Source organism: Streptomyces sp. XH2 (assembly GCF_049725035.1).
In the GTDB taxonomy this organism is placed as follows: domain Bacteria; phylum Actinomycetota; class Actinomycetes; order Streptomycetales; family Streptomycetaceae; genus Streptomyces; species Streptomyces roseoverticillatus.
In genome coordinates this window covers 234471-261219 of sequence record NZ_JBMMMZ010000016.1, presented here as the reverse complement: position 1 = coordinate 261219, position 26749 = coordinate 234471, and the positions used below count along the sequence as shown (strand labels likewise).

The 26749-nt window shown below is 70.4% G+C and carries 23 protein-coding genes; 14 read left to right on the top strand and 9 right to left on the bottom strand.

Annotated features, from left to right (window positions below):
• The first annotated feature begins 501 nt into the window (after positions 1–501).
• The 3 genes from ACOTKD_RS31415 to ACOTKD_RS31405 all read left to right on the top strand — a co-directional run bounded on the left by ACOTKD_RS31415 (position 502) and on the right by ACOTKD_RS31405 (position 1850).
• Positions 502–627: a hypothetical protein gene (locus ACOTKD_RS31415; RefSeq protein ID WP_424892405.1), complete on the top strand. Its 126-nt coding sequence runs from the start codon at positions 502–504 to the stop codon at positions 625–627.
• A gap of 499 nt (positions 628–1126) precedes the next feature.
• On the top strand, positions 1127–1663 hold the full coding sequence (locus ACOTKD_RS31410; RefSeq protein ID WP_424892404.1) for a hypothetical protein: 537 nt from the start codon (positions 1127–1129) through the stop codon (positions 1661–1663).
• A gap of 22 nt (positions 1664–1685) precedes the next feature.
• On the top strand, positions 1686–1850 hold the full coding sequence (locus tag ACOTKD_RS31405) for a hypothetical protein (protein WP_424892403.1): 165 nt from the start codon (positions 1686–1688) through the stop codon (positions 1848–1850).
• Between the two features lie 975 nt (positions 1851–2825).
• On the opposite strand, the gene ACOTKD_RS31400 is transcribed toward ACOTKD_RS31405, so the two are convergent.
• The 9 genes from ACOTKD_RS31400 to ACOTKD_RS31360 all read right to left on the bottom strand — a co-directional run bounded on the left by ACOTKD_RS31400 (position 2826) and on the right by ACOTKD_RS31360 (position 11912).
• Positions 2826–3821 carry a hypothetical protein gene (locus ACOTKD_RS31400; RefSeq protein WP_424892402.1) on the bottom strand — a complete coding sequence of 332 codons (996 nt, stop codon included), beginning with the start codon at positions 3819–3821 and terminating at the stop codon, positions 2826–2828.
• Between the two features lie 598 nt (positions 3822–4419).
• Positions 4420–5052 carry a hypothetical protein gene (locus ACOTKD_RS31395; protein WP_424892401.1) on the bottom strand — a complete coding sequence of 211 codons (633 nt, stop codon included), beginning with the start codon at positions 5050–5052 and terminating at the stop codon, positions 4420–4422.
• A 25-nt stretch (positions 5053–5077) separates the two neighbouring features.
• Positions 5078–5626, bottom strand: coding sequence for a hypothetical protein (locus ACOTKD_RS31390; protein ID WP_424892400.1), 549 nt, complete (start codon positions 5624–5626; stop codon positions 5078–5080).
• 1131 nt (positions 5627–6757) lie between these two features.
• Complete coding sequence (locus ACOTKD_RS31385) at positions 6758–7696, bottom strand: hypothetical protein (protein WP_424892399.1); 939 nt, start codon at positions 7694–7696, stop codon at positions 6758–6760.
• Positions 7693–8166 (bottom strand): hypothetical protein, encoded by a 474-nt coding sequence (locus tag ACOTKD_RS31380; RefSeq protein ID WP_424892398.1) that lies wholly within the window; start codon positions 8164–8166, stop codon positions 7693–7695. Before ACOTKD_RS31380 ends, ACOTKD_RS31385 begins: the two co-directional genes overlap by 4 nt.
• 11 nt (positions 8167–8177) lie before the next feature.
• Positions 8178–9206: a hypothetical protein gene (locus tag ACOTKD_RS31375; RefSeq protein ID WP_424892397.1), complete on the bottom strand. Its 1029-nt coding sequence runs from the start codon at positions 9204–9206 to the stop codon at positions 8178–8180.
• A gap of 224 nt (positions 9207–9430) precedes the next feature.
• A complete protein-coding gene (locus ACOTKD_RS31370) occupies positions 9431–10987 on the bottom strand; it encodes a DUF2637 domain-containing protein (protein ID WP_424892396.1) in 1557 nt (518 codons plus the stop codon).
• Complete coding sequence (locus tag ACOTKD_RS31365) at positions 10984–11268, bottom strand: hypothetical protein (protein ID WP_424892395.1); 285 nt, start codon at positions 11266–11268, stop codon at positions 10984–10986. Before ACOTKD_RS31365 ends, ACOTKD_RS31370 begins: the two co-directional genes overlap by 4 nt.
• A complete protein-coding gene (locus ACOTKD_RS31360; RefSeq protein WP_424892394.1) occupies positions 11265–11912 on the bottom strand; it encodes a WhiB family transcriptional regulator in 648 nt (215 codons plus the stop codon). Before ACOTKD_RS31360 ends, ACOTKD_RS31365 begins: the two co-directional genes overlap by 4 nt.
• 206 nt (positions 11913–12118) lie before the next feature.
• On the opposite strand from ACOTKD_RS31360, the gene ACOTKD_RS31355 reads away from it, so the two are divergent.
• The 11 genes from ACOTKD_RS31355 (at position 12119) to ACOTKD_RS31305 (ending at position 26745) form a co-directional block, all read left to right on the top strand.
• Positions 12119–12817: a GntR family transcriptional regulator gene (locus ACOTKD_RS31355; RefSeq protein WP_424892393.1), complete on the top strand. Its 699-nt coding sequence runs from the start codon at positions 12119–12121 to the stop codon at positions 12815–12817.
• A gap of 1046 nt (positions 12818–13863) precedes the next feature.
• On the top strand, positions 13864–15498 hold the full coding sequence (locus ACOTKD_RS31350) for a hypothetical protein (protein WP_424892392.1): 1635 nt from the start codon (positions 13864–13866) through the stop codon (positions 15496–15498).
• 1245 nt (positions 15499–16743) lie between these two features.
• On the top strand, positions 16744–17028 hold the full coding sequence (locus ACOTKD_RS31345) for a hypothetical protein (RefSeq protein ID WP_424892391.1): 285 nt from the start codon (positions 16744–16746) through the stop codon (positions 17026–17028).
• 235 nt (positions 17029–17263) lie between these two features.
• Positions 17264–18214: a hypothetical protein gene (locus ACOTKD_RS31340; protein ID WP_424892390.1), complete on the top strand. Its 951-nt coding sequence runs from the start codon at positions 17264–17266 to the stop codon at positions 18212–18214.
• Positions 18215–18408: 194 nt separating this feature from the next.
• Positions 18409–18675 (top strand): hypothetical protein, encoded by a 267-nt coding sequence (locus tag ACOTKD_RS31335; RefSeq protein WP_424892410.1) that lies wholly within the window; start codon positions 18409–18411, stop codon positions 18673–18675.
• Complete coding sequence (locus ACOTKD_RS31330; RefSeq protein WP_424892389.1) at positions 18672–19823, top strand: conjugal transfer protein; 1152 nt, start codon at positions 18672–18674, stop codon at positions 19821–19823. Before ACOTKD_RS31335 ends, ACOTKD_RS31330 begins: the two co-directional genes overlap by 4 nt.
• A gap of 21 nt (positions 19824–19844) precedes the next feature.
• Entirely contained in the window at positions 19845–20180 is a 336-nt protein-coding gene (locus ACOTKD_RS31325; protein WP_424892388.1) for a hypothetical protein, read from the top strand.
• Positions 20177–20740 carry a hypothetical protein gene (locus ACOTKD_RS31320; protein ID WP_424892387.1) on the top strand — a complete coding sequence of 188 codons (564 nt, stop codon included), beginning with the start codon at positions 20177–20179 and terminating at the stop codon, positions 20738–20740. The genes ACOTKD_RS31325 and ACOTKD_RS31320 overlap by 4 nt, the downstream gene beginning before the upstream one ends.
• 43 nt (positions 20741–20783) lie before the next feature.
• Positions 20784–23390 (top strand): ATP-binding protein, encoded by a 2607-nt coding sequence (locus ACOTKD_RS31315; RefSeq protein WP_424892386.1) that lies wholly within the window; start codon positions 20784–20786, stop codon positions 23388–23390.
• Positions 23387–25819 carry a hypothetical protein gene (locus ACOTKD_RS31310; protein WP_424892385.1) on the top strand — a complete coding sequence of 811 codons (2433 nt, stop codon included), beginning with the start codon at positions 23387–23389 and terminating at the stop codon, positions 25817–25819. Before ACOTKD_RS31315 ends, ACOTKD_RS31310 begins: the two co-directional genes overlap by 4 nt.
• Positions 25820–26076: 257 nt before the next feature.
• Positions 26077–26745, top strand: coding sequence for a hypothetical protein (locus ACOTKD_RS31305; RefSeq protein ID WP_424892384.1), 669 nt, complete (start codon positions 26077–26079; stop codon positions 26743–26745).
• Positions 26746–26749: the final 4 nt, after the last annotated feature.

Here is a 26749-nt window from a genome sequence, read left to right as displayed (position 1 = left end):
AAACCGCCCGGGGCCGGGAACCCCACCCCCCTCCAACCCGGCCCCGGGCACCCCCCACACCGGCACCGGCGGCCCCCGGGGCGGCCCAGCCCCCGGAACCAGGCAGCCCCCGGGCCGAGCATCCCCCAGCCCGGCCCGGGACCCATGCCGCCCCGGGCAGCGGGCAGCCTTTCCCGACCCGCCCAGGCCCCGCCCAACACCCCAACAGACCCCCGGCCCGGGGCCCCACACCCCTTCACCCCCGGGCCGGGACCCACACACCAAAAGCCGGCCCCACCCCACCACGGGAAACGGCGGCTAAGTCGGTCCCCGCCAACACGTCAACTTGCCCAAGAGAATGGAAGACCCTCCATGAACAAGCCGGTCATGCGCCGCGCGGCCATCGCCGCGCTCGCCGCAGCGGGTGGGCTCGCTCTCCTCGCGGGATGCGCCAAGTATCAGGAGCCATTCAAAGATGCCCCCCGGGGGACTACGAATAGCGGATCGGCTGACGTTGTGACCATGCCTGACGGGTTCTCCAACATGGCCACGAAGTGTGACCACGGGAACCGCGTCTACACGCTGTACCACGGCGACAACAAGTACGGAGCCATCGCGGTCGTTCCGCACGACCCCAGTTGCCGCTAGGTGGTCCGCAGGGTACCGCCGCGCCGAGCGGCGCGGCGCGGCGCGCCAGAACACCCCGCCCGACGAGGCATGGCCGACGACCGGCCGACCCTCTTCCCATCTGCTTGCGCGTCCTCCAGGAGAAGCCATGTCGGATCAACCCCGTCGCGCCGGACTCGCCGGTGACCCGCTACCGCGTGACCGCTTACAAGCACTACCAACCGCAAGCCCCGAACCATCCAAAGCGCCCCACAAGGGGCCGCTGCACCGGTCCACAGAGCTGCCCCCACCTGCCCGGGCGGGTGGGGGGCCTGACCAGCCGTCCGTGCACCCGTACGGCCGTCGGCACTGCCGAGCCACCGTACGGGCACGGGCCGTCTGATGCGCCGTAGCTCAGTCGGTAGAGCGCGCCCCCTCTTTCTTGTTGCATACCGCTATTCTTGCATGTATTCTAATTCTCATGAGGCCGGGCGATCAGCCGGCCACTATCCATCCATCTGTCGTCCTGGGGGGACTTCGCATGTCCGCAACCACTACTCCCGAATTCGACTACTACCAGTACAGCGGCTTGACGGGTGGGCGCGGCCTCACTGAGGCGCGCACCGTCCACGCGCAGGCCGAGCGCAATCCCACGAAGCGTCACCCGGACGGCTCCCTGGCGATCACCTTCAGGCAGAGTGGGACCACCACCCACTACCGCCCCGCCACCCCGGGGGACGTGGCCGAGATCATGGCGGAGAACGGCGCCCGGATCGAGGGGAACGCGCGGCTGGGCAAGGCCGTGACCGAGGCTCTCCGTGCTGCTGATCTCCAGATGGCCCGGTGGATGGAGCGTATGGGGAGCGGCGTTCTCGTCCACACCGGTGGTAGCTGGGTCGTGGTGTTTTGGTGGTACTCCACCGAGGCGGAGCGGAAGGGCGCCCCGGCCCCGTGGACCGGTGGGGAGAACGGCGGCGTACGAGCGCAAGTCGTCGCCGCTCTGGACAAGGCCGGGCTCAAGTACTCCTTCGAGAAGTCGGAGATTGTGCTCACCTTCGATGACAACCCCCAGATCTGACCCATCAAGGAAGGAAAGCTCGATGAACTCCAACCCGCTTGACGACCTGCTCGCCCGCGCGGCTCAGGGGGACATGGCTGCTGCCGCCGCGTTCATGAGGGTGCGCGCGGCCAGCATCCAGGCGCAGGAGCGTTTCACGGCCAGTGGGCGCGCCGCCGCGTGGCGCATGCTCCGACCCTCCATGTAGCAGCCGCCCCCGGCTCCCGCTCGCCCCGCTCAGCGAATGCTGAGCGGGGCGCCCTGTTTTCCGAATTGTCCCATTCGGCCGGTGCCGGGCTCACGTGGAGCGGTACTCCCCAGGCTTCGGCAGTCACCGACGCTCTCCGCGTCTCGGGGCTGTTGGTCCCCCGCGCATTCGTGTGCTGCTCTCCGTAGGTCGGTTGTCGTTGCGCTATTGCCGTCTCGTCTGCCTCTTCCGGTAGCTGTGCTGGGTTACCTGTTCGTCGTGGTCTGCGTATTCGACTCCTCGGCTCTTGTTCTGTCGCATTCCTTCTGACCTGTTCTGCTCTCCGTCCTGTTGCCGTCCCTGCCTCGCTCCTTGTCTCGGCCTGTCTCTTCCCAGTCGTCCCGGTCCCTGCCTGATGGTCTTCGCTGGTGTCCTCATAGCTCTTGGGGGTCTCGTAGAGAAGTAGTCGGCGTGGCTTTCTCCCCTTGACCGGGCTGTTGACCTGCGACTTTCCCTCTCTGGGTAGTGGTGTTGAGGCAACTCGTAGGGAAACTCGTAGAGCAACTCGTAGGGACACTCGTAGAGCAACTCGTAGGGCAACTCGTAGGGCAACCTCCGTTCCGAAGGGCTGGGGTGGGTTGTCCGGGACATTGGAGGGGGGGTGATTCCTCCTCCCTGGCCGCGATCGGAAGGGGGGAGATATCTCCTCTCCTCCTTCGTCCCGATGCTGTGACGGAGGGAGGGAGATTTCTCCCTGCCTGTTTGGGGGAGAGACTTCTCCTCCCCAAAAGCCTTGTGTTGTGGGTGGAGAAATCTCCCTACCTCCGCTGCTCTTGGGGGGGGGGAGAAATCTCTGTGCCTCGACGGATGGCCGAACATCTGGCAGGCGTTTAGGCCTTGACAGGCGGTGTCCAGTGCAGGGATCGGAATGGTTCCGAAGTCAGTGGCGCTGCTGACCGCCGGCGGGGTCGGGAAGGCCGGCGGTTGCGCTGACGGTCATCCTCCCTGCGGCACTGGCAGGGTTTCCTGGGCCGCGTGGTCGCCGTTCGGGACGCGGCAGTCCAGACAGAGTTCGCGGTAGCCGGTTGGGTAGGTATACCCGTGGCCGTTGCAAGTGGTGCAGTCGGGCTCGTGTCGGACGTGGGTGGTGCCGGGGCAGGTGATCGGCTCTTGGTGGACGGGGATGTAGATGCCGTCGCCCTGCGACTCCCAGGTGAGTACGGTGAGGATCTCGCCGTCGCCGGCGCAGCCCCCTGCGCAGTCTGCGGGGTGGGGGGCCTCTTCGTCGTCTTCGTCGTCAAGGTCGCGGAAGGTATCCAGAAGATAAGCGCGGGCGCGAGCGTCGTCCAGGGCGGGCCGGCCGTCGAGTGCCCGCAGTGCGTGGCCGGCGGTTGCAGCTGCCGCGGCGGATGCGGTGTCGGTCGGGGCCGCCTCGGCGGCCATGTCAAGGATGAGGCCGCGAGTAAGCAAGTGCCGCCGTTGCTCGGCGGGTACGTCGACCGCGGGGAAGTACGGGGAGCGCCCCATGGCGGCCCAGGTGTAGGCGTCGCACATGTGGTGGATGAGTTGGGGTCCTGCGGGATAGATCGGAAGTCGGCGACGCGGTTCGTTCAGGGCCTGCAGGGGGCGGTGGTCGGCTCCGTGGTCGTGTCCGTGGAGGAGTCCGTACTGGCTGCGGAGGTGGTCGATGCCGTTGCGAGGGTGGTCGTTGAGGGCCAGGCCGTCGACTTTTCGAAGGAGTTCGCCGTAGTCGCGGGCCGTCTCGTAGAGGTCTGGATCTTGGGTCCGCAGGGCGAGGACGTCGGTGAGCGCGCCAAGATGGAGGAACTTTTGGCGCCGCAGGGCGGGGACGGTCTCGCTGTCGGGGTAGTGCTCCAGGGCGTACGCGACCTGATAGTGCGCCCACCTGGCTTCGCTGATGAGCCGGGTGATGGACGGGCGTTCGCGGAGGTACGCGGTGAGGTCGTGTTCGGGGTGTGATGGAGCGTGCATGGCTACGCCTTTCTGAGGTGATGGCTCCGGCCGGCGGTGCCGGACAAGCGCGGTGGGGTGCAGGGCCGTGGGGGTACGGCGGTGCACCACCGCCCCCGGGGGTGACGGGGGGGGGGGGGGGGGGGGGGGGGGGCCGGGGGCCCCCCCCGGGCCGCTGGAGTTCAGGTGGTGGGCGTGTGGGGTCCGGTGCCAAGCTCCTCGTCCAGGAGGTATGCGTTGCGCCACGGGTTGGTCTCCGGGGCGGGTCGGCCTCGGGCGATGTCGCGGAGCCGCTCTCGACGGCGCTCTTGGACGTAGCCGCGGCAGTGCAGGGCGTCGTGCTGGGATGTGGGCCAGTTCGAGGCCGTTGCGCACCAGGGACAGTGGGGACGTCGGATCAGTCGCCGCCAGGTAGCAAGGGCGAGGGCGGTTGCGGTGGCGCCGAGAAGCGCGCCCAGGGCGAGCTGGGTCACCGACGTGTCTCCGGGTTGGGCGGTGTCTGGGGGCTGCAGTGCGCGCCTGGTGGTCGGCATAACTGATCGTTCAGCAGTCGAGCACCGTCGGGAGGAGTGCGACGGAGGTGGTTGGTCATAGTGGAGTCCTTCCTGGGGGCGGGGCGTCAGACCAGGCCGAGGGTGGGGAGCAGCCCCCATCCCTGGTGGCGGATGTGGTAGGTGCCTTCTCCGTGGTGCCAGCCCCATCGGTCGACCACCTCGCGGTACTGGGGGGTGACCTTGAGGTGCATGTGGGTTCGCCAGCCCATGCCGGGGCACCGCTCGGCGTTCGGGTCGAGCACGGTCATCTGTACTCCTTGGATGGTGACGACTCGGTCTCCGGCCTGCACTCCTTCCAGGAGGGCTGTTTCTACGTAGATCCGTGCGTAGTTGAACTGCTGGTAGAACACGGTTCGCCGCTGGATGGCGCGGTGGGTCTGCGGGGTCGCTTTCCCGTCACTATCTGCGCGGTGGAGTCGGAGCAGCTGGCGGTAGTTGCGGAGGTATTCCGTGCGCCTGGCTGCCGGGCGTTCGGGCGTGGAGAGCATCTCCGTGACCTCTAGTTCCAGGGCCTTGTCGTATTCGTTGAGGCACAGGGCGACATCCACGCCGAAGGGGGTGGTGTAGACGCGCTGGACGGTGTAGGGGCGGCGGTAGGGGCCGTGGACGGCCTGTCCGAGCCAGGGGGAGTTGTCGACGGGGTGGAGCTGGGCTTTGGTGATGTAGCTGTAGGGGTTGCCGGGCGGGAGCGGGTGCACCGTCTCGGTCCTTTCGGTGCTGATGTCAGATGCGGTCGTGTAGGTCTGTGTCGTCGTACGTGGCTTGCGAGACCTCGATCCATGCGGTGCGGCCGCCGTTGCGGAGCTTGAGCTCCCACTTCCCCTGCTGCCACCGTCGTCCGGTCTCCTTGCGGTCGACGGACTCTCGCTTGCAGTTGGTCGGGGGCGTGCCGCCGCTGGTGGTCGAGCCGGTCGAACCCGGTGTTGTGCTGCCGTTGCTTCTGCCGGGGTTGAGCTGTTTGCCTCCGGTCCGTGAGCCGTCGGAGGACGACGACCCGGTCTTCGCGCCGGACCCGCTCTTGCCGCTCCCTTTGGATGTGGTGCTCTTGCCGCCGGTGCTTCCGCCGCGACCGAGGAGGGCGCTGTTGAAGGCGGTGGTGCGGAGGGTTGCGCAGTTCTCGCGGTAGGCGTCCTGGTACTCCGGGACCCAGTGGCCGGCCTGGCTGCGCTTGTCGATGACCTCGCCGTGTTTGACGGGCTGTTCGGTGCAGCCGGTGAGGAGGAGGGTGGCTGCGGCTGCGGAGCTGACTATCAGGGTGCGGGCAGTGGGCACGGTGGGCTCCTGGGCGTGTGTGGGTGCGCTCGTTTGCTATAGGTGCGGTGCGCGAGCCACGTGTGACAGTGAGGCGGGACCTTTCCGCGTGAAATTCAGATTACGCTCAAGAATCTACTTTTGCAACGCATGGGTTCGGGTGATCCTCTGCCCCGGCAGGCAGGCGTACGTTCGCGTCACCCACCCCGCCTACAGCGCCGCGTGCTCCGGCGCACACGGACGACGCCCCTCCCTCCCGCCAGCTCGAGTGATTCCGCGACCGGGCCTACAGTGTCGGGTTCATCCCCTGTCGTGCTCCGCCTCGCCCGTCGGCGCGACGGCCGGCGCCACATCCTCGCCCCTATCGATGCCGTCACCTACGAAGGACGTCTCGAAGCCAGCCCGGCTCCCTGCAGCGAACCTACGACCTCGGCCTGACGGGCCCGAGCGTCCCCATGGGCACCTCAGCTGGGGCGCTCCCCGGCGCTCTGCCCGTCTGGCCCAGCCTTGCACACAGCCTGGCGCACCAATGCCGGCAATTCAGCCGGAGAACGCTGCGCCCGCACCTGCTGGGCGGCAGGCGGGCAACCAGGGTGGGCCCGCCGATGCCCGGTCAGATGAGGAGCATGCAGCCCGGCGTCGGTTCGATCCGCTCCCGTAGGTCAATGCAGCTTGCTGGCGAATGCGGCCACAACGACAAGGATGAATACGAGTATTGCCGTGCGCTCTCCGCCCTTCGGCGCCCGGAGTTCAGGTTCCTTAATGGACTCTCCGGCCGGGTGCATTCCATCGTGGCGGCGGTAGCGGTGGTCGTGGCCGATCTTCTCCGCTTGATATCGGAAGAGGGAGGGCCGGGAAGTGATCTGACACACCGGGCAGTCGTAGCGGTATGGGCCAAGCACGGCGGCGCCTTCCCCGTGTGCGAGTGCGGACGGACTGGTGCGTGTCCACGGTATCGGGGCGAGGATGCGGTCTCTGCCTGTTTCCGGTCGCTTCCGGCAACCGGCTGCGGCTCTCTTGGGGCAGGTAGGCGAGGTAGGTAGGTGGTAGGTGGTAGGCGTGCGGGGCTCTCCGCGGGCTGGGGGAGGGGTGGGGCTCGCGGCTCCCCTGCGTCCGGCCCGGCCCCACTCCAACCCGGGCGCCGACGAGGGATCAGCAAGTGGTGGGGTCTTCTCGCGCGGGGGCGTGCTGAGGCGTGAGGTCGGGGATCAGGTGGGCAGGAAGAAGTGGGCGGCGTCCCAGGTCCTCGGTGAGGTCATCGATGTGTACACCGGGCTGGTTCTTCTGATTTCCGTCGATGCGGAACTTCATCTGCTCCCGGACGGTAATTCCAGCGTCTCCAAGAAGCCTGGTCATCGTCTTCCTGTCCAATCCTTCGGGGGCTCTGTCGTCGGCTTGGAGACCCGCGATGATGTCGTCGATGCGGGCTCCCTTGCCTTTGGCTTCGGCATAGCCTGCGGCGCCGGCTGCGACCTTGCCCTCGACGAAGTCGCGGAGGTCTTGCGTCACGGACCACGCTTCCGCGACGGGGGTCTCCTCCCCCACCAACTTTTCATGATCGTTTTTGCCATCGGGCTCGTCGCCTTCTTCGAGGCAGGGGGTGTCCTCCTCGGAGGGTGCGACCATGGCAGCTGCGAGGCACCAACTGATGGCAAGCCCGAGGGCGATGCCCCAGCGGTAGGGGGCGAGGAGATGGCCGATGTAGCCGAGGACCATGCCGAAGACGGTTGCCGCCACGGCCAGGCTCAGGAAGCCGATGGCGGCGAACTCGGCCAGGTCGGCCAGGCTCCGGCCGCCTGCAGCCGGCACAGGGGCGGCCGTCGGCGGGCCCTTTTTCCTCTTCTTCCAGGGCGGCCCGGCTGACTGTCCGTTCGAGGCCCTCGCCGTGCCGGCCTGCTGATCCTCCCCGGCCTCAGCGTGCCCTTTCGCCGGTGGCGTCACCGCGCTCCCCTGGCGCCCGATGCCGCGGAGGGCGGCGCGCAGTGCGGCGTGAAGCCCTCGGACGAGGTAGCGGATCAGGACTGGGGTGCCACGTCCGATGTCACGTGGCAGTCCGCGGAATGGCGCCAGAACCTCGTCGCGCACGCTCATGCCGCCACCTTCGTGACGACAGTGGCCAGCACCATGCGGATCACGTTCGCGATGATGCCCCACAGGCCGCCGATCTCGGCCATGAGGGCGCCGGCGGACAAGCCGAGCATCGCGGGCCAGACGATGCGGCGCTTCCACGGCGGAGCCCAGGCGCAGGCAACAAGCATGAGCCCTACACCACCCAGGCCGGGGCTGGAGCCCCAGAGTTCAGATCCGCCGAGGACACCCTTGCTGACGGCGCCGACGCCGTTGGCGATGTCGGCGAGTGTGCCGCCTGCGGCAATCCACATGTTGCCGATGACGATGCCCCACCACATCGCCTTCTTCTTGTTGTTGATCTTGACGGTGTCGCTGCCACAGAGACCGGCGATGAAGCAGATGGTGGCGGGGACAGCGATGCCGACAACAGTGATGGTGCCGAGGAACTTACCGTCGATGATGCCGGGAGCGGCAGCGAGGAGCGTGTGCACAGCGGGGCCTTTCAGGTGGTGTAGAGGGCGCAGGCCAGCAGGGCGGAGGCGAGGGGGATCCGCAGGATCCAGCGGCCGGTCCAGTGCAAGTTGCGGGTGCGACGGTCGATGAACCACCACAGGCCGCCGCATATCCCGAGAGCGGTGAGCATCAGGGAGACGGAGCCGGCGCCGAGCCCGTAGTCGGCTCCCTTGTGGTTCAGCCAGTCGACCGGAATGGGTGCCAGGCGGCGGCCGAGCTCGGCGAGTGCCGCAGTGCCGATCAAGCGGACGAACGGCGTCATGCCGCCGAAGACGGTCCGTACGGCGGGGTAGCCCGTGGCGCGCCAGCCGAGCCAGGCGCCGGCCACGGCGAGCAGCAGACCGAGGACACCGCGGGCGGACTGTTCCGCGTAAGGCAGGAACTGGGCGAAGTAGTCGACGAGCGGGGTCGCGTATCCGGCAGCCGCGGCCGTGCCGTTGAACATGAGGATGCGCATGTTCGGATCGTCAGCGGCGTCCATGACGCGGCGCGGAGCCGACTTGGGCAAAGGGAGCCGTACCTTGGTGCCGCCTGCGTCCTCGGCCGGGGACGGGCCGGCGGTACTGGCAGGTCCCTCTTCCTCTTCTTCGAGCAGTGCCTCCAGCTCTTCGTGGGCGTCGTCGGCGGCGTGGTCGGGTGCGTCGGGGACCTGCTCCTCGGCGGCCGGCGGACCAGAGATCGTCTCCTGCTCGTCGTCGACAGCGGTGAGCGGGATGGTGCGGCCGGGCGGCGGCAGCCGTCCGTACGGGGATGCCGAGGGACGCCGGCGAGTGTCGGCGCTCGGCGCGTCCAGCTCTGATTGCACGACGGGGGCCGGCGGCGCCGGTTCGTCGGCGAGCTGGTCGGCATGGCCGAGCGGCCGGGCGCCGACCTTGGCCAGCATGCGCCGGATCAGCCGCTCGTCAGGTCCCGCGCTCCGGTGCCTTTCCGCCGTCGTCGGCAGGGCTCGGGTCGCGGGGGCTCGCAGGGCGCGCCGGGGCCGGCCGCGCCGGCCGCCCGCGGAGGGGATGGTGGTCATCGCTTGTGACCACCCTCGGAGTCGGGCCTCGGCACGAGGGACAGGTGGGGCCGGCGGGTGTGGGCGGGTCGCGTGCGGGGGCGGGCCGCCGGGCGTCGGTCCCGGGCGATGAGGGCGAGGGCTTGGTTGACGTGTTCGTCAAAGGTGGCGGGCATGGAAATCTCAGTCCTCACGGTCGTGCTGGCGGGCAGCCCTTGGGGCGCCCTGCGCAGCGGGGCGTCAGGTCAGGGCTGCTGGGTGTCGGCCCCAGCGGGGACGAGGAGGCCACTGCCGCGCTGCGCGTAGCCGTCGCCGAGGCGCGGCTCGAGCAGGAGCTCGTCGAGGGGCGGCTGCACAGGGGCGGACGGGGCGTCGGCCAGCAGGAGGGTTCGCGGGGCGGAGGGTGCCTGGGGACCGTTGGCGACGGCGAGGGCCTGGTCGAAGTGGTCCAGGCCATGGTCGGCCTCGGCGGCGGCGTGAGCCGCGGCATGGTTCTCGAGCGCCCGGGGCAGCCACTTGTCCTGGGTCTTCAGGAAGCGCTTGGCCCGGCCGTTGCCAATGCCCAGTTCCCGGGCGACCCGGTTGATGCCCCAGGCGAAGGTGCCGTCATCCCGGCGCGGCACGATCGCGACGAAGGCGGCCATGACCTCCTCGTCAGTCTTCGGGTCGGCGTTCGCCGGTTCATCCTTTTCGGAGTCCTCGTCTGGGGCGAGCGAAGGCGTGGCCTGATCTTCGGCGTCGCCCCGGTCTTGTTCAGTGGCGCCCATCCCGCTTTCGACCTGCGGGTCTTCCTTGGAGCTCGGGTGGGATGAGGAGGCGGGATGAGGGGATGCCGACTGGGCCGGGATGGGCGGGATGGCTCCGATCAAGGTGTCGCGGATCTGCTCGAACGCGGCGGCCGAGTGCAGCTTCATCCCGGCCCAGTCCGCCTGGCGCACCCTCAGCTGCAGTCGCGCGACGACCTGCTCCAGCACCTGCGGGTCGGAACATCCCGCGCGTTCGCTGGCATGCTGCGCTCGCGCGTCGGCATGCATCTCGGCCAGGCGGTATGCCCAGCGGGTCGGCCAGCCGGCCTGCTTGACCGCACCCTGCGCACGGCGTAGCCGGTACCACCGGTAGGCGACACGGGAGATGCGGACCTCGGCGGTGGCGTCCTCCTGGGGGAGATTGGGCTGGGCGGCCAGCAGCAGGGCGACGCGGAGGGATTCGATGGGGTGGAACAGGCGCACCAGGGCGATACGGCGGTCCGGGCGCTCGCGCTTGGCTCGGGCCTCACGGCGTTGCTCGAGTGAGCCGATTTCCCAGAGGACGGCGGCCAGGACGGGCCATACGGCGCGGACAGCGGCGCCGAGCGGAGAGGCGGCTTCGGCGGCGGAGAAGACGGCGCTGATGCCGGCGAGGGTCCAGAAGAGCGCTCCGGACAGGCCTGGCCCGTCGCCGGCTCGGGCGCGGCGGCGTGCCCGGCGGCCGCAGACCATGGCGGCGACGTCCAGGGCGACGAAAGGCAGGAGGTCGAGCGGGGCGTCCAGGCCCATCTGGTGGTGGCCGACCCTGCGCAGGCCGGTGGCCGACAGCGTCGCTGCGGCCGCGGCGATGATGACGGTCAGGAGGTCCTCGGTCCTCCGGCCCCGGTAGTCGGCGGCTTGCGCGCGCTCGTCTTCGGTGAGCGCTACCTGGGCGGTGCGGCGCCGGTGAAGGGCGATCGCCGGCCCGAGGGTGAGAACGAGCGCCCCCAGGACGAACTGCCAGCTGCTGAGCAGTTCGATCGCGGCCGTGCCGCGGTGGACGAGGTCGGGCGTCACGGGGAATCCCTCCGGGCGATGAAGCCGGCCGCTTCTGCGGCGTGGGTGCGCAGCTGGGCGTCGCTGGGCGGGGCGGGGTCCTGGGTGACCCAGTCCCGGTAGGCGTTGCGCTCGGCCGTGACCTGGCGGAGCTGGGCCAGGAGCAGGACGGTGAGTGGGTGGATGGGCGGTGCCTCGGCGCCGGCCGGGACGGGGACGGGCAGGATGAGGACGTCGTCGCGGTGGGCGAGGTGGCTGATCAGGGCGCGGGTGCGAGCGCGTTCGGCGTCGGCGGGGTTCATGCGGCCTGCGTCCAGCCGGTGGCGAGGCGGTGGGCCTCGAGGAGTTCGTCGCGGCGGCGGACCGCGGTGGCGATCGCGGTGCGGTTCTCCTCGCGCTTGTTCGCCGGGATCGAGCCGCCCAGGTACTGGCGGGCGAGGTGCTGGACTTCCACGGCCGCGGCGATGCGCGCCTGCTGTTCCCGGGCGGCGCGCTGGTCCTCGGCGCGGGCCCGGGCCAGCTCGTGGGCTTCGGCCAGGAGCCGGGTCTGGAGCTTCTCGGGCGTCAGGCCGCCGCGGATGCCGTCGGTGTCGCTGTCGCGGAGGGCGAGCTCGGCGCACGCGGCGCGTACCGGGCATGCGGAGCAGTGGCTGCGGGCCGTAGCGGCGCAGCGCCGGCTCCAGTCGGTGTCCGGCTCGCCGTCCGCCTGGTAGAAGTCGTCGACGTCGGGCCGGGCCGTGTGGCACACGGAGTAGGTGAGCGCCTGGCGCAGCTGCGGGGCGCGCAGCTGCCGGGCGATGAGGCGGCCGTCGTGGCGGACGAGGTAGCCGTCGGCGACGAGGTTGTCGATCGTCTCGGTGGCGGCGAGGTACTGGGCGATGCCGTCCTCGCTCGGCTGGGAGTTGCGGCTCCGGGCCGGCGGGCGGGCTGCCATCATGGTGTTCATGCGTGCTCATCTCCTGTGACGGGTGTGATGAGGCGCCGCGGCCTCCGGGGGTACCAGCCCCGGGGGTCGCTTGCTTTTTGAGCCCCATCTGACTTAACTGACTTGCGTCAGTTAAGTCAGATCATGCACGGCGCGGTGGATCGCGTCAAGGAAGAGAGGCGAGTCTCTTGATCGGGGAGCTCTGGCGGGTGCGGCAAGATGTGCCCATGACGTCCCATCACCCGCACGAACGGGCTGCCGAAGCGCTGCGCGCCGACATCCTCGGCGGCAGGTTCACGCCCGGCGAGCAGCTCCCGGGACAGCGGGAGCTGGCCGGCAGGTACGGCGTCGCCCAGAACACCATGGGCGAGGCCCTGCGGCTCCTGGAAAGGGAGGGGCTGGTGGAGACGGCACCCCGGCGCCGGAGCCGCGTGCTGCAGCCGGCGCCGCACATGGAGGCGCACCTGACCCGAAGCGGCCTCATCAGCCTCACGGACAGGAGCGGCCTGGGCCGCAACGACCTCCGCACCGGCACCCGCGGTACCGATCCGCTCGCGACCGAGGCGCTCGGCCTGGCGCCGGGCTCCACCCTCTTCATCCAGCAGGCGGTACTCCTGCAGGGCGGCGCGCCCTGGGCGCTGCAGACCCTGTTCACCCCGACGGCGCCCGACGCCGCCACTGCCGGCGATCAGGCCGCAATCGCCACCCTGCTGACCGCCGGCGCCGCCGCGCACGAGACGCGGCACACCGGCCGCTGGGCGGCGCGGCCGGCCAGCACCGAGGAGCGCGAGCTCCTCCGGGCGCGGGCCGACGCCACCGTGATGGAGATCCGAAGGGCCGGGTTCATTAAAGAACGCCCGAATTCATACCTCTTGACGGTGGTACGGGCGGATAGAGTGACGATCCTTTGGGGAAGCGGCAGTTAGCGAGACGGCTCCCCAACTGCCCGATTAATGGCGTTTTTCCGGCGCTCAGCAGACGGTCGGTGACAACGGCCCCAATGCGTGTGCGTGGCGACCGTCACGGGATAGGGTTGCTCCCACTTGATCCACACGCCTCACCCTCGGGCCCCGCGAACACAAAGTCCTGTCAGGGCCCGGTGAACCGAGAAGGCGGTTCCCATGACATGCACCTGTGCAGCGATGGACGTCGGACGGACACCGTTCGGCGTTTCTGACGTTGCCGCGGGCGCATTCCCACACGGCCGGGCCCGCATCTGCGCGGCCCCCTGGAAGGGGGCGTCGACGACGTCGTAAAAGCTCCGGGCGGGCGCCTCTAGCAAAGGCCGCTCCTCGCCCTCTCCGCCGACTTCGGAGTTAGCAGCTCCTCCGTCGGCCCATCACCGCTCATCCGAGTTAGCAGCTCGTCCGAGCGAAGGCCGGACCGGTTCGGTCCGGTGATCACTGCCCTCCAGCAGCAATCCCCCCGAGGGGGTTCGTCGTTTCCCGGGGCAACCCGGGAGAACGGGGTCCATCTTGCAGCACAGCCATGCCCTTTGTCAGCTCGGGCGCCGCCGGCACCCGCTGTTCCCGGCCTTTCTTCACCCGTCCGTGATCTCACCGTCACGCTCCACGGCCTTCCGCACGCCCCGGCGAGCGGCCTGGAGGCAACCCGGGCTCGCCCCCCTCCGGCGCCCCTTGACCAGACTCGGCCGCCACCCCTTGACCAGGCACCGCAGCGCCTCGGTAAGCGGCGCGCTCACGACTGTTCCAGGAGCTGGTCTAGGGGTCTGTCATGGCCTCGGACACCCCCTTGTCCTGCAGGTCACAGGCCTGCCGGGGATTTCTCGGCACCAGCTGTCACACCGTCGGGATTTTCGACACCCATAGGAACTGAAGGCCCCCGTTCCTTCAGCCTCCGTCCGAGTGCCACCGGCCAGACCCCAGACTGCGCGTCCCCGTCCGCGGGGACGCCGTCGAGACCCAGCGCGCCCCGGCCGCCGTCCCCGCGGCACCGGCGCGCCAGGAGAAGCGTGCCCAGCACAGCAGCAGTACCCACCAACCCGCCGCCGGCGGGCGCGGCCGTGCGCCCGCAGCGCCGCCAGCGGGTGAAAGTGCCCATGCGGCTCGTCGCCACCCCGCACTACTCCGACGTCGCGGTGAGCGTGTACGTGAAGATCGCCGCACTCGCCTCCCGCCCCGAGGGATGCACGGCGGCGACGGTGACCATCGCGGGCTACCTCGGCATGTCCAAGGCCTCCGTCGAACGCGGCATGACGCAGCTGACCCGGCCCGGGCCCGACGGTGTCATCGAGCTCTCCTCCAGGCGCCGCTCCCTGCCGGGCGGGGACGGCACCTCCGCCCTGCGCCGCACCCGCCCCCTGACGACGACCGAGCGATTCGTCTGGATCCCGGTGGCGGCGGCCGAGGACCTGACCCCACGGCAGCTGCGTGCCTACGCGGTCATCGCGTACGCCCAGGCCCAGGGGATCCCGCTGACGGAGGCGGAGATCGCCGGGTCGCTGCACCACCACAGCGGTCGGCGGGCCGGCCAGCCGCTGACCACCGCTGCGGCCGGCGAGATCGTCGACGAGCTGGAGGCCGCGCGCTGGATAACCCTCGAACGGCGGGCCGGCGCGCGCGGCCGCCACCGGTACATCGCCCACGACATCCGGCCCGAGGCCGCTGCAGCACCGTCCTGTGGACAACCCGTCCTGACCGCCTCGACGCCCGGCCCGACCCCTGGTTCTGATGAGGGATCGGGTTCCCTGGCTGATGCGGGATCGCTCGCGAATACGGAAGAACCTACGACTGACCGACCTGATGACGAGCGCGTGCCTTCCTCACCCGCCGTAGGCGAAGTACAGGTAGGTGAAGGTGTGGAAAACCCCGATGCGCAACCGCCGCGTGCCGAGGCCCAGGACGGTCTCGCGCTGCGCGCGGATGAAGACCAGCACCCCTTGACCACCCCCTTGACCGACCCCTTGACCACCTCAGACCGGGCCTACAGCGGACCGGAGCTCACCATCAGCGCCCGCATCCACGCCGTCCTCGAGCCCGTGCACTGGCTCTACCGGCAGGCCAACGTCTACGTGCAGCGCCGCATCGCCCGGGAAGTCGGCCGTCAGCTGCGCTCCGGCATCGCCGATGCCCGGCTGCACCAGCGCCTCGCCAGCCGGTACGCGCGCACCATGAGCGATGAGATCCGCGACCCCGGCCGCTGGATCCTCGGCGTCGGCCTGCCCGCCTGGGGCTGCGGCATCTTCGACTGCGAGGCGGGTGTTCTCTGGAGCAGCGGCCGCCGGTGCTCGGTGTGCGAAGAGATCGTCCAGGACCGGCACCGTGCGGCCGCGCCGAACGAAGTGCCCGCTGCTCGCCGACCCGCGCCCAGCAGCAACCCCACGCCTCCGGCCGGCCCGGCGGCTCCTCGGAAGCAGTTCCAGGAGTGCGGCTGCCGCATCGACCAGGTGAACCATGGGACCGAGGACGGGCTGTGCACTCCCCGCCGGGATGGCCAAGCCAGTGGCCCCTCGCCCGCATCAGCGCCGCACGGAGTGCCGGAGGTCTGCACCGGGTGGGACGGTGCAGGATGCACTCGCCCGGCACTCGGCACCGCTGGCCTCTGCGTGCGGTGCCGGACTCGTCAGCTGGAGTGCGCCGCATCGTGATCCGGGCCCTGATCGGCGGACCGAGTGTCGGCTGCCATCGACGATGCCCGCTCTCGATCCTCCGGGTGCACCGGCCCGCCCACTGACGATGCACAGCATCACCGCCACCAGGCGGGCCGTGCACTGAGCCCGGTCGACGGCTTGGTGAAGCTGTCGCACCCGTGCACCGTGCACAGCACCGTCTGCATCCGGTGCACCGTGCCGGGATGCAGACGGAAGGCGCCAGGTGGCACGAGCCCGGGGCACTGCGAGGTGGTCCAGGGGGCGATCGAAGGTCCCAATGCCCGGGCCCGCCTGGCCCCGCCCCCCTTGACCAAGGCGCGCGGCCCGGATCGTTTCCCCTGGACCAGGGTGGTGGTCCAGGGGAAACGGGCTCCTGGTCCTCCTCCCTGAGAAAGCGCCGACCACACCCGCCCGGAAGGGCGCCGGCCATCAGTCTCCGTGCGCTTGCGCCTTCGGCCACCGGCAGCCACTCGGGGAGAAGGCGCGCCGCGCAGAGGGCGCACCTCAGTGGTCGCGACCCTCGCACACGGGGACCGGTGCACCAGGTCCAGCACATCCTCGGCACCGTAGGGCCCGCGGTGCCCGAGTGCCGGGGATGCACTCTCGGTGCGGATGCGGCCCCTCACCGCACACCCACGATGCTGCGCATCGTGCACCCGCCCGGCACCGATGCACCCCGCCGCCCGGTGCATCCGATGCGATGCAGTGCACCCGGTGCACGCACCCGGGAAGGGGGCGATGTGATGCACGGCATCGGTGCGATGCACTACCGGTCGCCCGAGCTCACTCGATGCGGCGCATCGCATCGCCGACGTGGTGCACCCGCACCGAGCTCTGCCCCCAGAGGTAGTGCACCGCATCGCCGAGCGACTCGCCCCGGCCCCACTGTCAGGAGCGGAGGCATCCTCTCCGCCCGACGCTGACTGGGCTACCGGCCGCCGGGGCTGACACAGCGGACCCCACCCTCCGGCACCCCTTGACCTTGTGTCTCGATCACGCCGCCACCCCCGCTTCCACTCCTTGACCACGCGCAGGAATCGCCCCTTGACCAGGGCCGCAGCCGAGCCTGTTTCCCCTGGACCAGACCCCTGGTCCAGGGGAAACAGGCTGGCCCGCCGGGAGTGCTGGGTCCGACGTCGTGGCGGTCCAGCGAGAGCTGCCGGCTGACCCGGCTGCCGCTGGACGTCCCCCCTCTCACGATCGCGGTGGCGCGGTGCTCAGCGCGGCAGTGCACCGGGAGAGGTGCTGGACGGGACGGCCGTCATGGGCGACGGCCAAGGTGCGTTCACCGCGATGCGCGATCAGCACCCCGATGGATGGATGCCGGCCTCGGCCCCTGCGCATCCGATGCGAGTGCCGGCGCCTTCCAGTGCGGCCGGGCCGGGCCGGATGCCGATGCACCGCATCGGCGCATCGGCGCATCGGCGCATCGGCGCATCGGCGCATCGGCGCATCGGCGCATCGGCGCATCGGCGCATCGGCGCATCGGCGCATCGGCGCATCGGCGCATCGGCGCATCGGGAGTGAACGACATCGGCCCCGATGCGGGTGCACCGCACTCGGCATCGATGCGGGTGCACCCCTTGACCGCCACAACCCACCCCTTGACCGCACTCCCCTTGTCCAGCCGGTCCCCGGGACAGCAAGGGTCGGTTTCCCCTGGACCGCGCCTCGCTGGCATCGCCGTCAGACCGCGGACAAGGGGGGCCTCGGGAGTGTGAGCGCCATCGACAGCAGATGACGCGAAAGGACGGACACGGACGTGGCCACCACCCAGCTCACCCCGGCGCTCGACTTCTCCGAGTCCGTGACCCGCTACAACACGATCACCCTGATGAACCGCGACTGGGATGTGCTGTGCCGCGACCTGCGCGCTGCCGACCACGTCGCCGTCTGGGCGGGGCAGCACCCGGAGCTCGCCGGTGCTGCCGGCCCCCAGGACGTCGTCGACAAGATCTCCGGCTTCTACCGCCGCGCAGACTTCGACAGCCACGACCGTGTGATGCACCTGCTGGTCCAGCGGGCCAGCGGCGACGGCTTCGACGGCCACCTCGCATGGCGCATCGCGGTGCGGATCCTGCTGCCCAAGGCCGTGCTGATGGCCAAGACCCAGCGGCGGACCGGACTGCCGTGGGATGACGTGTGCGCCGCCGTCTTCAGCGCCGCCTTCGAGGTCATCCGCACCTACCCGCTCGACCGGCGGCCGCGGCGCATCTACAACAACATCGCGCTCGACACCCTGCAGCTGACGCGGAGCACCCTCGCCGCCTACGTCGACCACGCGGAGGAGATCCAGGACTTCGCCGCCGGCGTCGCTCCGCTCGCGGCGGCCGAGTCCCACACCCGCTACGCCCATGTCGTCTCGAGCGAGGACCCGGACACCCCCCACGACACGGTCGAGCTCGCCGACCTGCTGATGCGCGCGGCGCAGATGGAGCTCGTCGACGCCGACGAGCCGGCGCTGTCCCGGCACGAGGCGCGGACCGAGGTCCTGGACCTCCTGCTGTGGGCGGTGGAGATCGGGGCGCTGAAGGAGACCGAGGCCCAGCGCATCGCCCGCTACTACCTGTCCGCCTCGGTCCGCCCTGAGCAGCAGCACCTCACCACGCGCGCCATGGGCCACGAAGGCGCTCTGTTGCGGCAGCACGCCAGCCGTGCCGTCCGGTCGCTGCGCCAGAAGACCGACATCACGCAGTACCGCTCCGCGGCCTGAAGCCCTGCGGCGGCGGGCCCCGCTCCGGGCCAGGAGCAGCCTCCGCCGGGGTTTCCCGAAAAACCTCACCCGAACTGTCACACCGCGCGCTGCTTCGGCACCTGTAGCAACCGAGAGCCCCGCCAGAGCGGCGCCGCCCCAGTGACAACACCGCCTCCATCCATCTCGACTCCGGGAGAACCGACGTGACCACGATGTCTTCCGCCGACACCGGCCGACAGCTCCTTGACGCCGACGAGGCCCGTGTGGCGCGCGCCTCGCGCCAGCTGACGCAGCTTGCCGCCGCTTTGGTGAGCCGGCCGATGGACCGGGACCTGCACGCGAGGATGCGTGACTTCCTCGACCAGGAGTCGGGTCCCGCTCTGGCTTCGTGGGACGTCCTGGTCTCCCGGACGCCCGACCAGCTCAAGGAGCGCATCTCGACCGTCCTGACCGCGCAGGCCATGCGGAGGGCCTCGTGAAGCGAGCGCGCCGTCAGCGAAAGGCCGGCAAGAAGCAGATCGCCGAGGCGGAGTCCTGGGACGAGGGTGTCGAGCAGGCGCAGGAGGCGTCGCCGACCGAGCCGGATGAGACCGGATGGAAGACGAGCACCGCTCACCTATCCGGGATCACCCGCTTGGCCCGGGTCGGTGTCTGGGCGCTCGTGGCCTCCGGGCCAGTCCTCGGGGTGATGGCGCTTCTCGGCTCCTCGAGTCCCGCCCGGGGAGTGACCAAGCCGGTCGCAGCCCCGGCGCAGGCGTCGCAGGTCGGTCCGGCTGGCTTCGCCGAGTTGTTCGTCTCCGCGTACCTGCAGGCCGGTCAGGGCTCCGAGCGTGACCTGGCGCCGTACTACTCCGGCTCCGTCGCGCTGTCGGTGAAGCCCGGTACCCGGACGGCCACCCAGTCGACCGTGATCGCCTCTCGGGAAGTCCAGCCCGGCTACTGGTCGATCACCGTGGCCGCCGACGTCACCGCCCAGGACGACCAAGGCAAGGCGAAGCACCTTGGCGTGCAGTACTTCCGTGTCGGCATCCAGGCCAAGGGCCCGGCCGGCGCCGGGGGCACCGCGGCGACGGGCGACCCGGTGGCTGGTTACGCGGCGACGTCCCTGCCGGCTCAGGTGGCCGCCCCCGCCGCGCTTCGGCCCGGGGCCCTGGCGTACGACTCCGACCGTGGGTCGAGCAGCACGGACCCGGCGATCGAGACCGCGCGCGGGTTCCTGACGGCGTACCTCGCCGGAACGGCCGAGCTCGACCGCTACACCTCCCCCGGCGCGCGCCTGCAGGCCATCAGCCCGGCCCCGTACGCCGGGGTCAAGGTCACCGGGGTCAAGGACGACGCCACCGGTTCCGGGCAGCAGAAGGTGCCCGCCGACGGCACGGTGCTCCACCAGCTGGTCCAGGTCGAGGCCAGGGACCAGGCCGGCAGCGCCGTCTCACTGAGCTACGCGCTCACTCTCAAGTCCCGCGCCGGCCGCTGGGAGGTCGCGTCCGTCGACGACGCACCGGCCATCCGCGCGAGCAGCGCGCCCTCGTCGGCGCCGCACTCCATTCCCACGCCCATGCCCACACCGACCCGGACTCCCGACGCCGTGGCGGCAACGCCCACGCCGTCGAGCTCCAGCTCCTAAAGAAAAGAAGAGGAATCGTTCATGCACACCCTGTCCAACCCCGACCACGTCGTCCTCGCCGGCGACATCCTCGACTGGGCCAACACCAAGACCGGCCAGGTCCGCACGCTCGTCCTCACCGTGGCCACCCTCATGGCGATCGTCGCCGTGCTCATGGCCTGGTGGAAGACCCGCTCGTTCGTGGGCACCCTCGTGGCCTTCGTCCTGGCCGCCCTGGTGCTGTGGGGCATCAGCAACCTCTCGGTCCTGAAGGACAAGGTCGGCTCCGAGATCGAGGACAAGGGTGCCGCCGTCTCCGTCGTCCACGTCGCCGATGCGGGTCCTGCGGCAACCGGTGAGGCCGGGCGGCTGTCGTGAGCGCCTCCGAGGAGGAGCTGATCGGGCACTCGTACACGCGAGCCCGCCGGCACCCCCTGGTCATCGGCAAACTCCCGGGAGCCGGCCGGCTCCCGGGAGGGCCGTACACGATCACCCAGGTCATGACGATGGTGATCACCTTCGGGCTCCTGGTGATGACGAGGGACCTGTGGGCCCACTTCGGCGGCATGAACTTCGTGCTGATGGTCGTGCTGCCGTGGGGGCTGGCCTGGGTGCTGCGGTACGCACGCCTCGACGGGCGTGACCCGGCGCGGGCTCTGCGGAGCCTGCTCATCTACTCCTCCACCCCGGCCCAGGGCCGGCTGGCCGGCCGGCCGCAGCGGATCGCTCGCCCGCGACTGGCGCAGGCGACCTGCACGGTGCGCGTCCGATCCGCCGAACGGCCGGCCCCGGCCCAGGCGGCGCTGGCCGCTGTGCCGAAGACCGCTCCCGCGCCGAAGCAGGTCAGGCCCGCCGCCCAGGCGCCGGCTGCGACGGCCCACCGGCCACAGCCCAAGACCGGCCTGCAGGCCCTTCTCGCCTCACTCGACGAGCACTGACCCGCCGGCTCGTCACCACCCCAGCACAGAAAGCAGAACCACCATGCGCCTCCCCGTCCGGCACATCAGCGGCCACCTCATCTGGACCACCGCCGCCAGCGTGTGGGCCGTGTGGCGCGTCGACACCGAGAACTACACGCACGCCAGCAAGTCGACCAAGCGTGAGCGCCTGGACGCCCTGGAGTCGCTCTTCAAGTCCCTGCGCGGCGAGGCGCTCCTGCTCAGCCTGTGCCCGAGCGTCGACGCCGCGTCGGTCGTCACCCGCATGACCGCCGGCGTCGACCTCGACGCCTCCCCCGAGTACGTCGACCTCTCGCTGAAGGTCCTGGACCAGCTCCAGGACCTCGAGCTGACCGGCCGCGTCGACTTCCTCGCCGTCCCTCTTCCCCACCTCGACTTCAAGCAGAGCACCCGGGCCGTCATCTCCTCCGTGCAGGCCGAAGTGATGGGCACCCTCGGCCTGCCGGTCGCACCGATATCCCTCGCGGAAGAGCGCCAGCGCCTGGAGCAGGCCACCCGCCTGGCCGCGGGCTGGCCCACCGGCATCAAGATGCGGCCGGCCACCGAGGCAGAGATCCTGTGGATCTACGGCCACAGCGCCCGGCGCGGCCTGAGCGAGCCGCTGCTCCCCGAGGAAGGCGCGCCCCGGGCCTTGCGCGGCCGCGGTCACACGGTCACTGCCCACACCCAGGTCATCCTCGACGAGGGCGGGCGCGGCGCCCGGGCCTCGAAGGGCCCGACCAATCCCTTCAAGCGCCGCTACCTGCGCGCCACGAGCGAGCACGGCGACTCCTACCAGGCGTTCTGCGTGCTCTCGGAGATGCCGGAAGCCTTCCGCTTCCCCGGCAGCGAATACCTTGCGGCGCTTGACGACTTCAGCTTCCCCGTGGACTGGGCCGTGCGGCTGCACGTGGAGTCCGGCGCGAAGGCGGAGCCGAAGAGCCGGCGCCAGCAGCGCGAGCTGGCCCACCAGCGTGGCGAGTACGACGGCGAGACCTCCGGTGTGCCGGCCTCGCTCGATAAGGCGTCCTTCGCCCTGGATGAGTACCGCGACCGGCTGACCGCCTCGGCGACCGAGGTCGAGATCCGCGCGACCGTCGCCACCTGCGTGTGGGGGACGACCGCGGAGGAAGCCGACGAGAAGGCGACCTCCCTGGCCAACCACTTCGGCGGCAACGACTACACGCTCGTGCGGCCGACCGGCGACCAGGTGGCGCTCTTCCACGGCATGCTCCCGGGCACCAAGACGCCCCGGCCGATGCTCGACTACACCCAGTACCTCCTCGCGCGTGACTTCGCGATGAGCATGCCGTTCTGCGGGGCCGGCCTCGGCGACGACAACGGCAGCCTGTTCGGCCTGCAGCTCAACGGCGGCGGCGTGCGGCCGGTACTGCTGGACTTCTCCCACGGCCCTCGCGTCGACGCCTCCGCGTCCGCCGCGTTCGTCGGCGAGCTCGGTTCCGGCAAGTCGGTCGCGATGAAGTGCGCGATGTACTCCATCCTCGTCGCGGGCCACCGGACCGACGAGAGGAACTCCCGCGGCCGCGCCCTGGTCATCGACCGGACGCCGCAGCAGGAGTGGTCGCGGTTCGCGAACGCCTGCCCGGGCACCACGCAGATCATCAACGTCGACGAGAACGCCGGCGTCTCCCTGGACCCCTTGCGGGTCTTCCGCGGCCCCCGCGCCGCCCGGTACACCGAATCCTTCCTCACCCCGCTGCTCGGCATCGGCTCCATGAGCATCGAGGGCATCACCCTGGCCGAGGCCATCGAGGCGACGCGCCTGGGGCCCCAGTCCAGCATGACGGCGCTGATCAACACCCTCGCCGACCGGGCCCGCACCCCCGATCCCGAGGAGCCGAACGACGCCGCGGTGCGCGCCGCCGCCTCCGAGCTCGTGCGCAAGCTGCGCTCGCTGGCGAAGAAGGACCTCGGCCGCGTCATCTTCGACCCCACCCTGCCGGTCGTGCGGATCACGGACGCCGACAGCATCGTCTTCGCCGTCGACCGCCTGGGCCTGCCCACCAAGGAGGAGCTCGCCGAGCACCGCCTGCCCTCGCTCGAGGTCGAAAAGCGCTTCGGCTGGCGCCTGATGTACCTGATGACCGCGCTGTGCCGGGAGATCGCCTTCGCCGACCCCAACGAGTTCGTCGGTGTCTTTCTTGACGAGTGCTGGTGGCTCACCTCGTCCGCGGAGGGCACCAGCCTCCTGCTCGAGCTGATCTCCGACGGCCGCAAGCACCATGCCGGGGCCTTCGCCGGCAGCCACGACCCGTATGACATCGGGCCGAAGTCCGAGGTCGGCGACAAGATCCGAGCGCTGCTGTCCCACATCTTCGTCTTCCGGCACCGCGGCAAGGCGCTCGCCGCCCGCTGCCTGGAGTTCCTCGACCTCGATCCCGCCGACAGCGAAATGCTCAAGGTCATCACCGAGAACCTCAGCCCGCTCAACGTCAGCGAGACCGAGCGCGCCCTGCGGGCCGGCGAGTGCCTCTACCGGGATCTACGCAAGCGCATCGCGGGTCTGAAGGTGCTGATCCCGGCGGACGAGAACGCGGCCGCCGCGATCACCACCACCCCCGGCCAGAGCCAGGACGAGGACGACGACTTCGCGGAGCTCACCGCGGTGGCGGACGGGGCCCTGGCATGAACCGCATCAGCCGCGCCCGGCCACTGTCGGGCACCCGGCAGCGCCTAGGCCTGATCACGGTCCTGCTGGCCATCTTCGCCATGCTGCTGGCTCCGGTGGCGTTCGCCGACCCTTCGCCGCCCCCCACCCCCACGCCGGGAACCTCGGCTTCTCCCACCCCGACGCAGCCGGCCGACGGCGACAAGAAGAAGCTCGACGATGACCTGACGAAGAAGCCGAAGGACGGCCGCGACGGCCTTCTGCAGCCCTTCAACGTCACGGACAAAGAGGGCGTGCCGATCTCCGCCTACACCGTGAAGACGGACACCGGTGGATGGAAGGACATCGACCTCAAGATCTGGAACATCGTGGCGCAGCTGTTCTTCGGCATCGCGAAGTGGATCATCGGTTTCACGTGCTGGCTGATCAGGTGGGCGCTGAACTTCGGGTTGGCCGAGGTCCTGGTCGGCCCGGTGGAGAAGATTGCCAGCACCATCAAGAACCAGGTGATTGACCGACTGGGTCTTCCGGGGCTCTTCCTGCTGTTCGCCGGCCTCTACGCCGGCTGGCTGATCCTCTTCCGGGAGCGCTCGCGGGGCTTCGCCGAAATCGGCCTCTCGTTGGTGGTCGCCGCGGTGACCACGACCGTGCTGGTCTCGCCCACGCAGGTTCTGCTCGGCCAGCACGACCAGCCGCAGCCGCAGGGCTCGACCATGCTCCTGTCGGAGCAGGGTCTGTTGGGCAAGTCCAAGGACTTCACGCTCGAGATCGCCAGCATCGTGTTGTCCGAGGACCCCGAGCACGCGAAAGGCAGCTCCGACCCGAACAACGTCGCCAAGCCCATCACCGACGCCCTGGTCGATGCCTTCATCGTCAAGCCCAACGAGCTCATGGTCTACGGGCACACCTTCGATGGCGCCTGCGATAAGGCCTTCCGGGAGTTCAAGCTCGCCGAGTTCAACCTCAGCGAGCTTGGGATGAACTACTGGGACGCCGCCTACATGGACTCGGTGTTCGACACGCAATTCCTTGAGATGATCAAGAAGTCCGCCAAGAAGTTCGAGATGGCATGCGGCAAGCAGAAGCCCAAGGCCAAACGCGCCTCCGCAGACCTCGCGTTCAGCGCCCTCTTCGTCGCGATCGCCGCCGTCATCGTGGCCATCCTCATGATCCTGGTCACCGGCGGGTTCCTCACCGCGCAGGGCTGGCTCGCCTTCGAGGCCATCCGCGGCCACTGGGCCCTGTGCGCCGGCATCCTGCCGGGCGGCGGCCGGGCCACGCTGTGGCGATGGGTCTCCGCCATCACCAAGGCGGTCCTCGGCATCGCCCTGGCAATCTTGTTCCTGGCCATCTTCATCCTGATCGTCCTTGCCCTCATCGACGCGGACACCGGCGACGTCCTGGCCGTCAAATTCATCGTCATCGACGTCACGGCCGTGGCCGGCCTGGCCGGGCACAAGCGCGTCAAGGCCACTGCGCAGAACATCGCGGTCAACCTCAACCGCAAGCTCGCCAACGCCCGCGTCGGCGGCTCCCGCCGGTCCGTCTTCAGCAGCCCGGGCCGCTACGCGGAGACCGCGCCGGGCCTGAAGCAGATGTGGGGCGAGGCACGCGGCGAAGCACGGCGGGTGAGCCAGCCGCTGGGCAAGGGCCTGAAGACCGCCCGTAATGCCTGGGTCGGATCGCCCCAGGCGAACCGCAAGGCCAGCCGCCTGCGGACCGCGGCACGGCTCGCCACCAACGCGGCGGCGGCGGTCGGTACCGGCGGGGCGAGCGCGGCGGCGAAGGTGGCCGCCCAGCAGGCGGCCAAGCAGACCCTGAGGAAGCGTCTGGCCACGGCCACCGCCGACAAGATGGCCCAGACCAGGGGCGGGCGAGCGACCCTCGCCACAGGGAAGGCAGCCCTCGGTACCGCGAAGTTCGGCGCGAAGGCGACGAAGTTCGCCTTCATGGCCACGGTCGGTGCGCCGGTGGGCATCCCGCGCGGCGTCGCCGCCACCAAGCGGGGCGCGGCCGCGGCCAGGGCCCGGGCCGATCAGGTGCGCGGACAGCTCACCGCCGTCAAGGCGCGCACGGTCGACAAGAAGATCCAGGAGGCCAAGGACTTCGGCGCCGAGTACAAGCGCAATGTCGTCACGGCCGGCAAGTTCGTCGCGAACACCGGGACCAAAGCCCAGCTGAACCTGGGCCTGGCGACGATCGCGCCGAACCTCAAGTCGTCGGCCCCGCCCGGGCCGCGGGCCGGAGCGATCGCGCCGCAGACGCCCGGCACCCCAGCGCCGAGCGCCTCCAAGCCCCCGGCGGCCGGGCCCGCCGCGGTGCCGAAGATGCCCACGCCGCCCACCCCTGCACCGCCGGCACCCGCTGCGGCCCCGGCCAAGCCCACGGCCCCGCCCCGGGCCGCCCGGCGCGTCACCCGCCCGGCCGGCCCACCCAAGCCGAGGCCCTAGCAGCCAGCACATGCGGCCGGGGCCCCGGCGCCCCGGCCGCCCACCTCTCTGCACCGCAACCACGCCACTTCGCCACCGCACCGACGTCACCGCCAGGCAGAGGGCCACGAGGCCCCTGGCGCGACCGGCCGAACGGACCACCGTCCGCGCGGCCAAAGCCCAGCTCCGGAGGTGAACCCGCACCCGTCGGCTCACCTCCGGCCCCGCTTCCGGCGCCGTCGGCGCCCGTCCCACGAACCACCTGACCGGGAGTGCACATGCCCACGCCCACACCGCCGCGGCGCCGACTCGCCGGTACCATCGCCCTCTTCGCTGCCGCTGCACTCTTCGCCGGCCTGGGCATCGCCCTGCTGATCACCCCTGAGCCCACCGGCAAGCCGACGCCCCGCCCTGCGCCTGCCGCGAGCACTTCATCTGCTCACCCGAGTGCCTCCCAGGCAGCGCCGCCTATCGCACCGGTCCCGGCCATATCCGAGAACCAGGGACCTGTCTCGCAGCCGGCCGCCACACCCCAGGGACTGCCGGCGCCCCTCGCCGAGGCGGCCAAACGATTCGTCACCGCCTGGGCCAGCCACGACGCGCGCCCCGGCAAGGACCACGACTACAGCGACGCTGCCGACCGTGCTGCCGCGGAGGCAACCGCGGACTTCGCCGCCCGCCTGCGCGCCAAGACCGGAAGCGCCGGCGCACACCAGTGGCAGCAGTGGCAGGCCACCCGGACACGCGTCACGGCGGAGATCACGCGCACCACCGTCCCCGACGGTGCACCCGCCCCCACCTCCGATCTGGCCTACGTTCGCGTGTTCTACACCCTCACCACCGCCCCCGAGCACGCCGAGCCCATCTCCAGACCTCAGCAGGTCGCCCTCCGGCTCGAGCGCGGCACGGACGGCCGGTGGCGGGCCGCCGGCATGCCGAACGCCTGAGGCG

Coding starts and splice junctions, on each gene's coding strand:
- ACOTKD_RS31415 (WP_424892405.1), top strand. CDS start 502: ATGCCTGACGGGTTCTCCAACATGGCCACGAAGTGTGACCACGGGAAC.
- ACOTKD_RS31410 (WP_424892404.1), top strand. CDS start 1,127: ATGTCCGCAACCACTACTCCCGAATTCGACTACTACCAGTACAGCGGC.
- ACOTKD_RS31405 (WP_424892403.1), top strand. CDS start 1,686: ATGAACTCCAACCCGCTTGACGACCTGCTCGCCCGCGCGGCTCAGGGG.
- ACOTKD_RS31400 (WP_424892402.1), bottom strand. CDS start 3,821: ATGCACGCTCCATCACACCCCGAACACGACCTCACCGCGTACCTCCGC.
- ACOTKD_RS31385 (WP_424892399.1), bottom strand. CDS start 7,696: ATGAGCGTGCGCGACGAGGTTCTGGCGCCATTCCGCGGACTGCCACGT.
- ACOTKD_RS31375 (WP_424892397.1), bottom strand. CDS start 9,206: ATGACCACCATCCCCTCCGCGGGCGGCCGGCGCGGCCGGCCCCGGCGC.
- ACOTKD_RS31365 (WP_424892395.1), bottom strand. CDS start 11,268: ATGAACCCCGCCGACGCCGAACGCGCTCGCACCCGCGCCCTGATCAGC.
- ACOTKD_RS31360 (WP_424892394.1), bottom strand. CDS start 11,912: ATGAACACCATGATGGCAGCCCGCCCGCCGGCCCGGAGCCGCAACTCC.
- ACOTKD_RS31355 (WP_424892393.1), top strand. CDS start 12,119: ATGACGTCCCATCACCCGCACGAACGGGCTGCCGAAGCGCTGCGCGCC.
- ACOTKD_RS31335 (WP_424892410.1), top strand. CDS start 18,409: ATGTCTTCCGCCGACACCGGCCGACAGCTCCTTGACGCCGACGAGGCC.
- ACOTKD_RS31325 (WP_424892388.1), top strand. CDS start 19,845: ATGCACACCCTGTCCAACCCCGACCACGTCGTCCTCGCCGGCGACATC.
- ACOTKD_RS31315 (WP_424892386.1), top strand. CDS start 20,784: ATGCGCCTCCCCGTCCGGCACATCAGCGGCCACCTCATCTGGACCACC.
- ACOTKD_RS31310 (WP_424892385.1), top strand. CDS start 23,387: ATGAACCGCATCAGCCGCGCCCGGCCACTGTCGGGCACCCGGCAGCGC.
- ACOTKD_RS31305 (WP_424892384.1), top strand. CDS start 26,077: ATGCCCACGCCCACACCGCCGCGGCGCCGACTCGCCGGTACCATCGCC.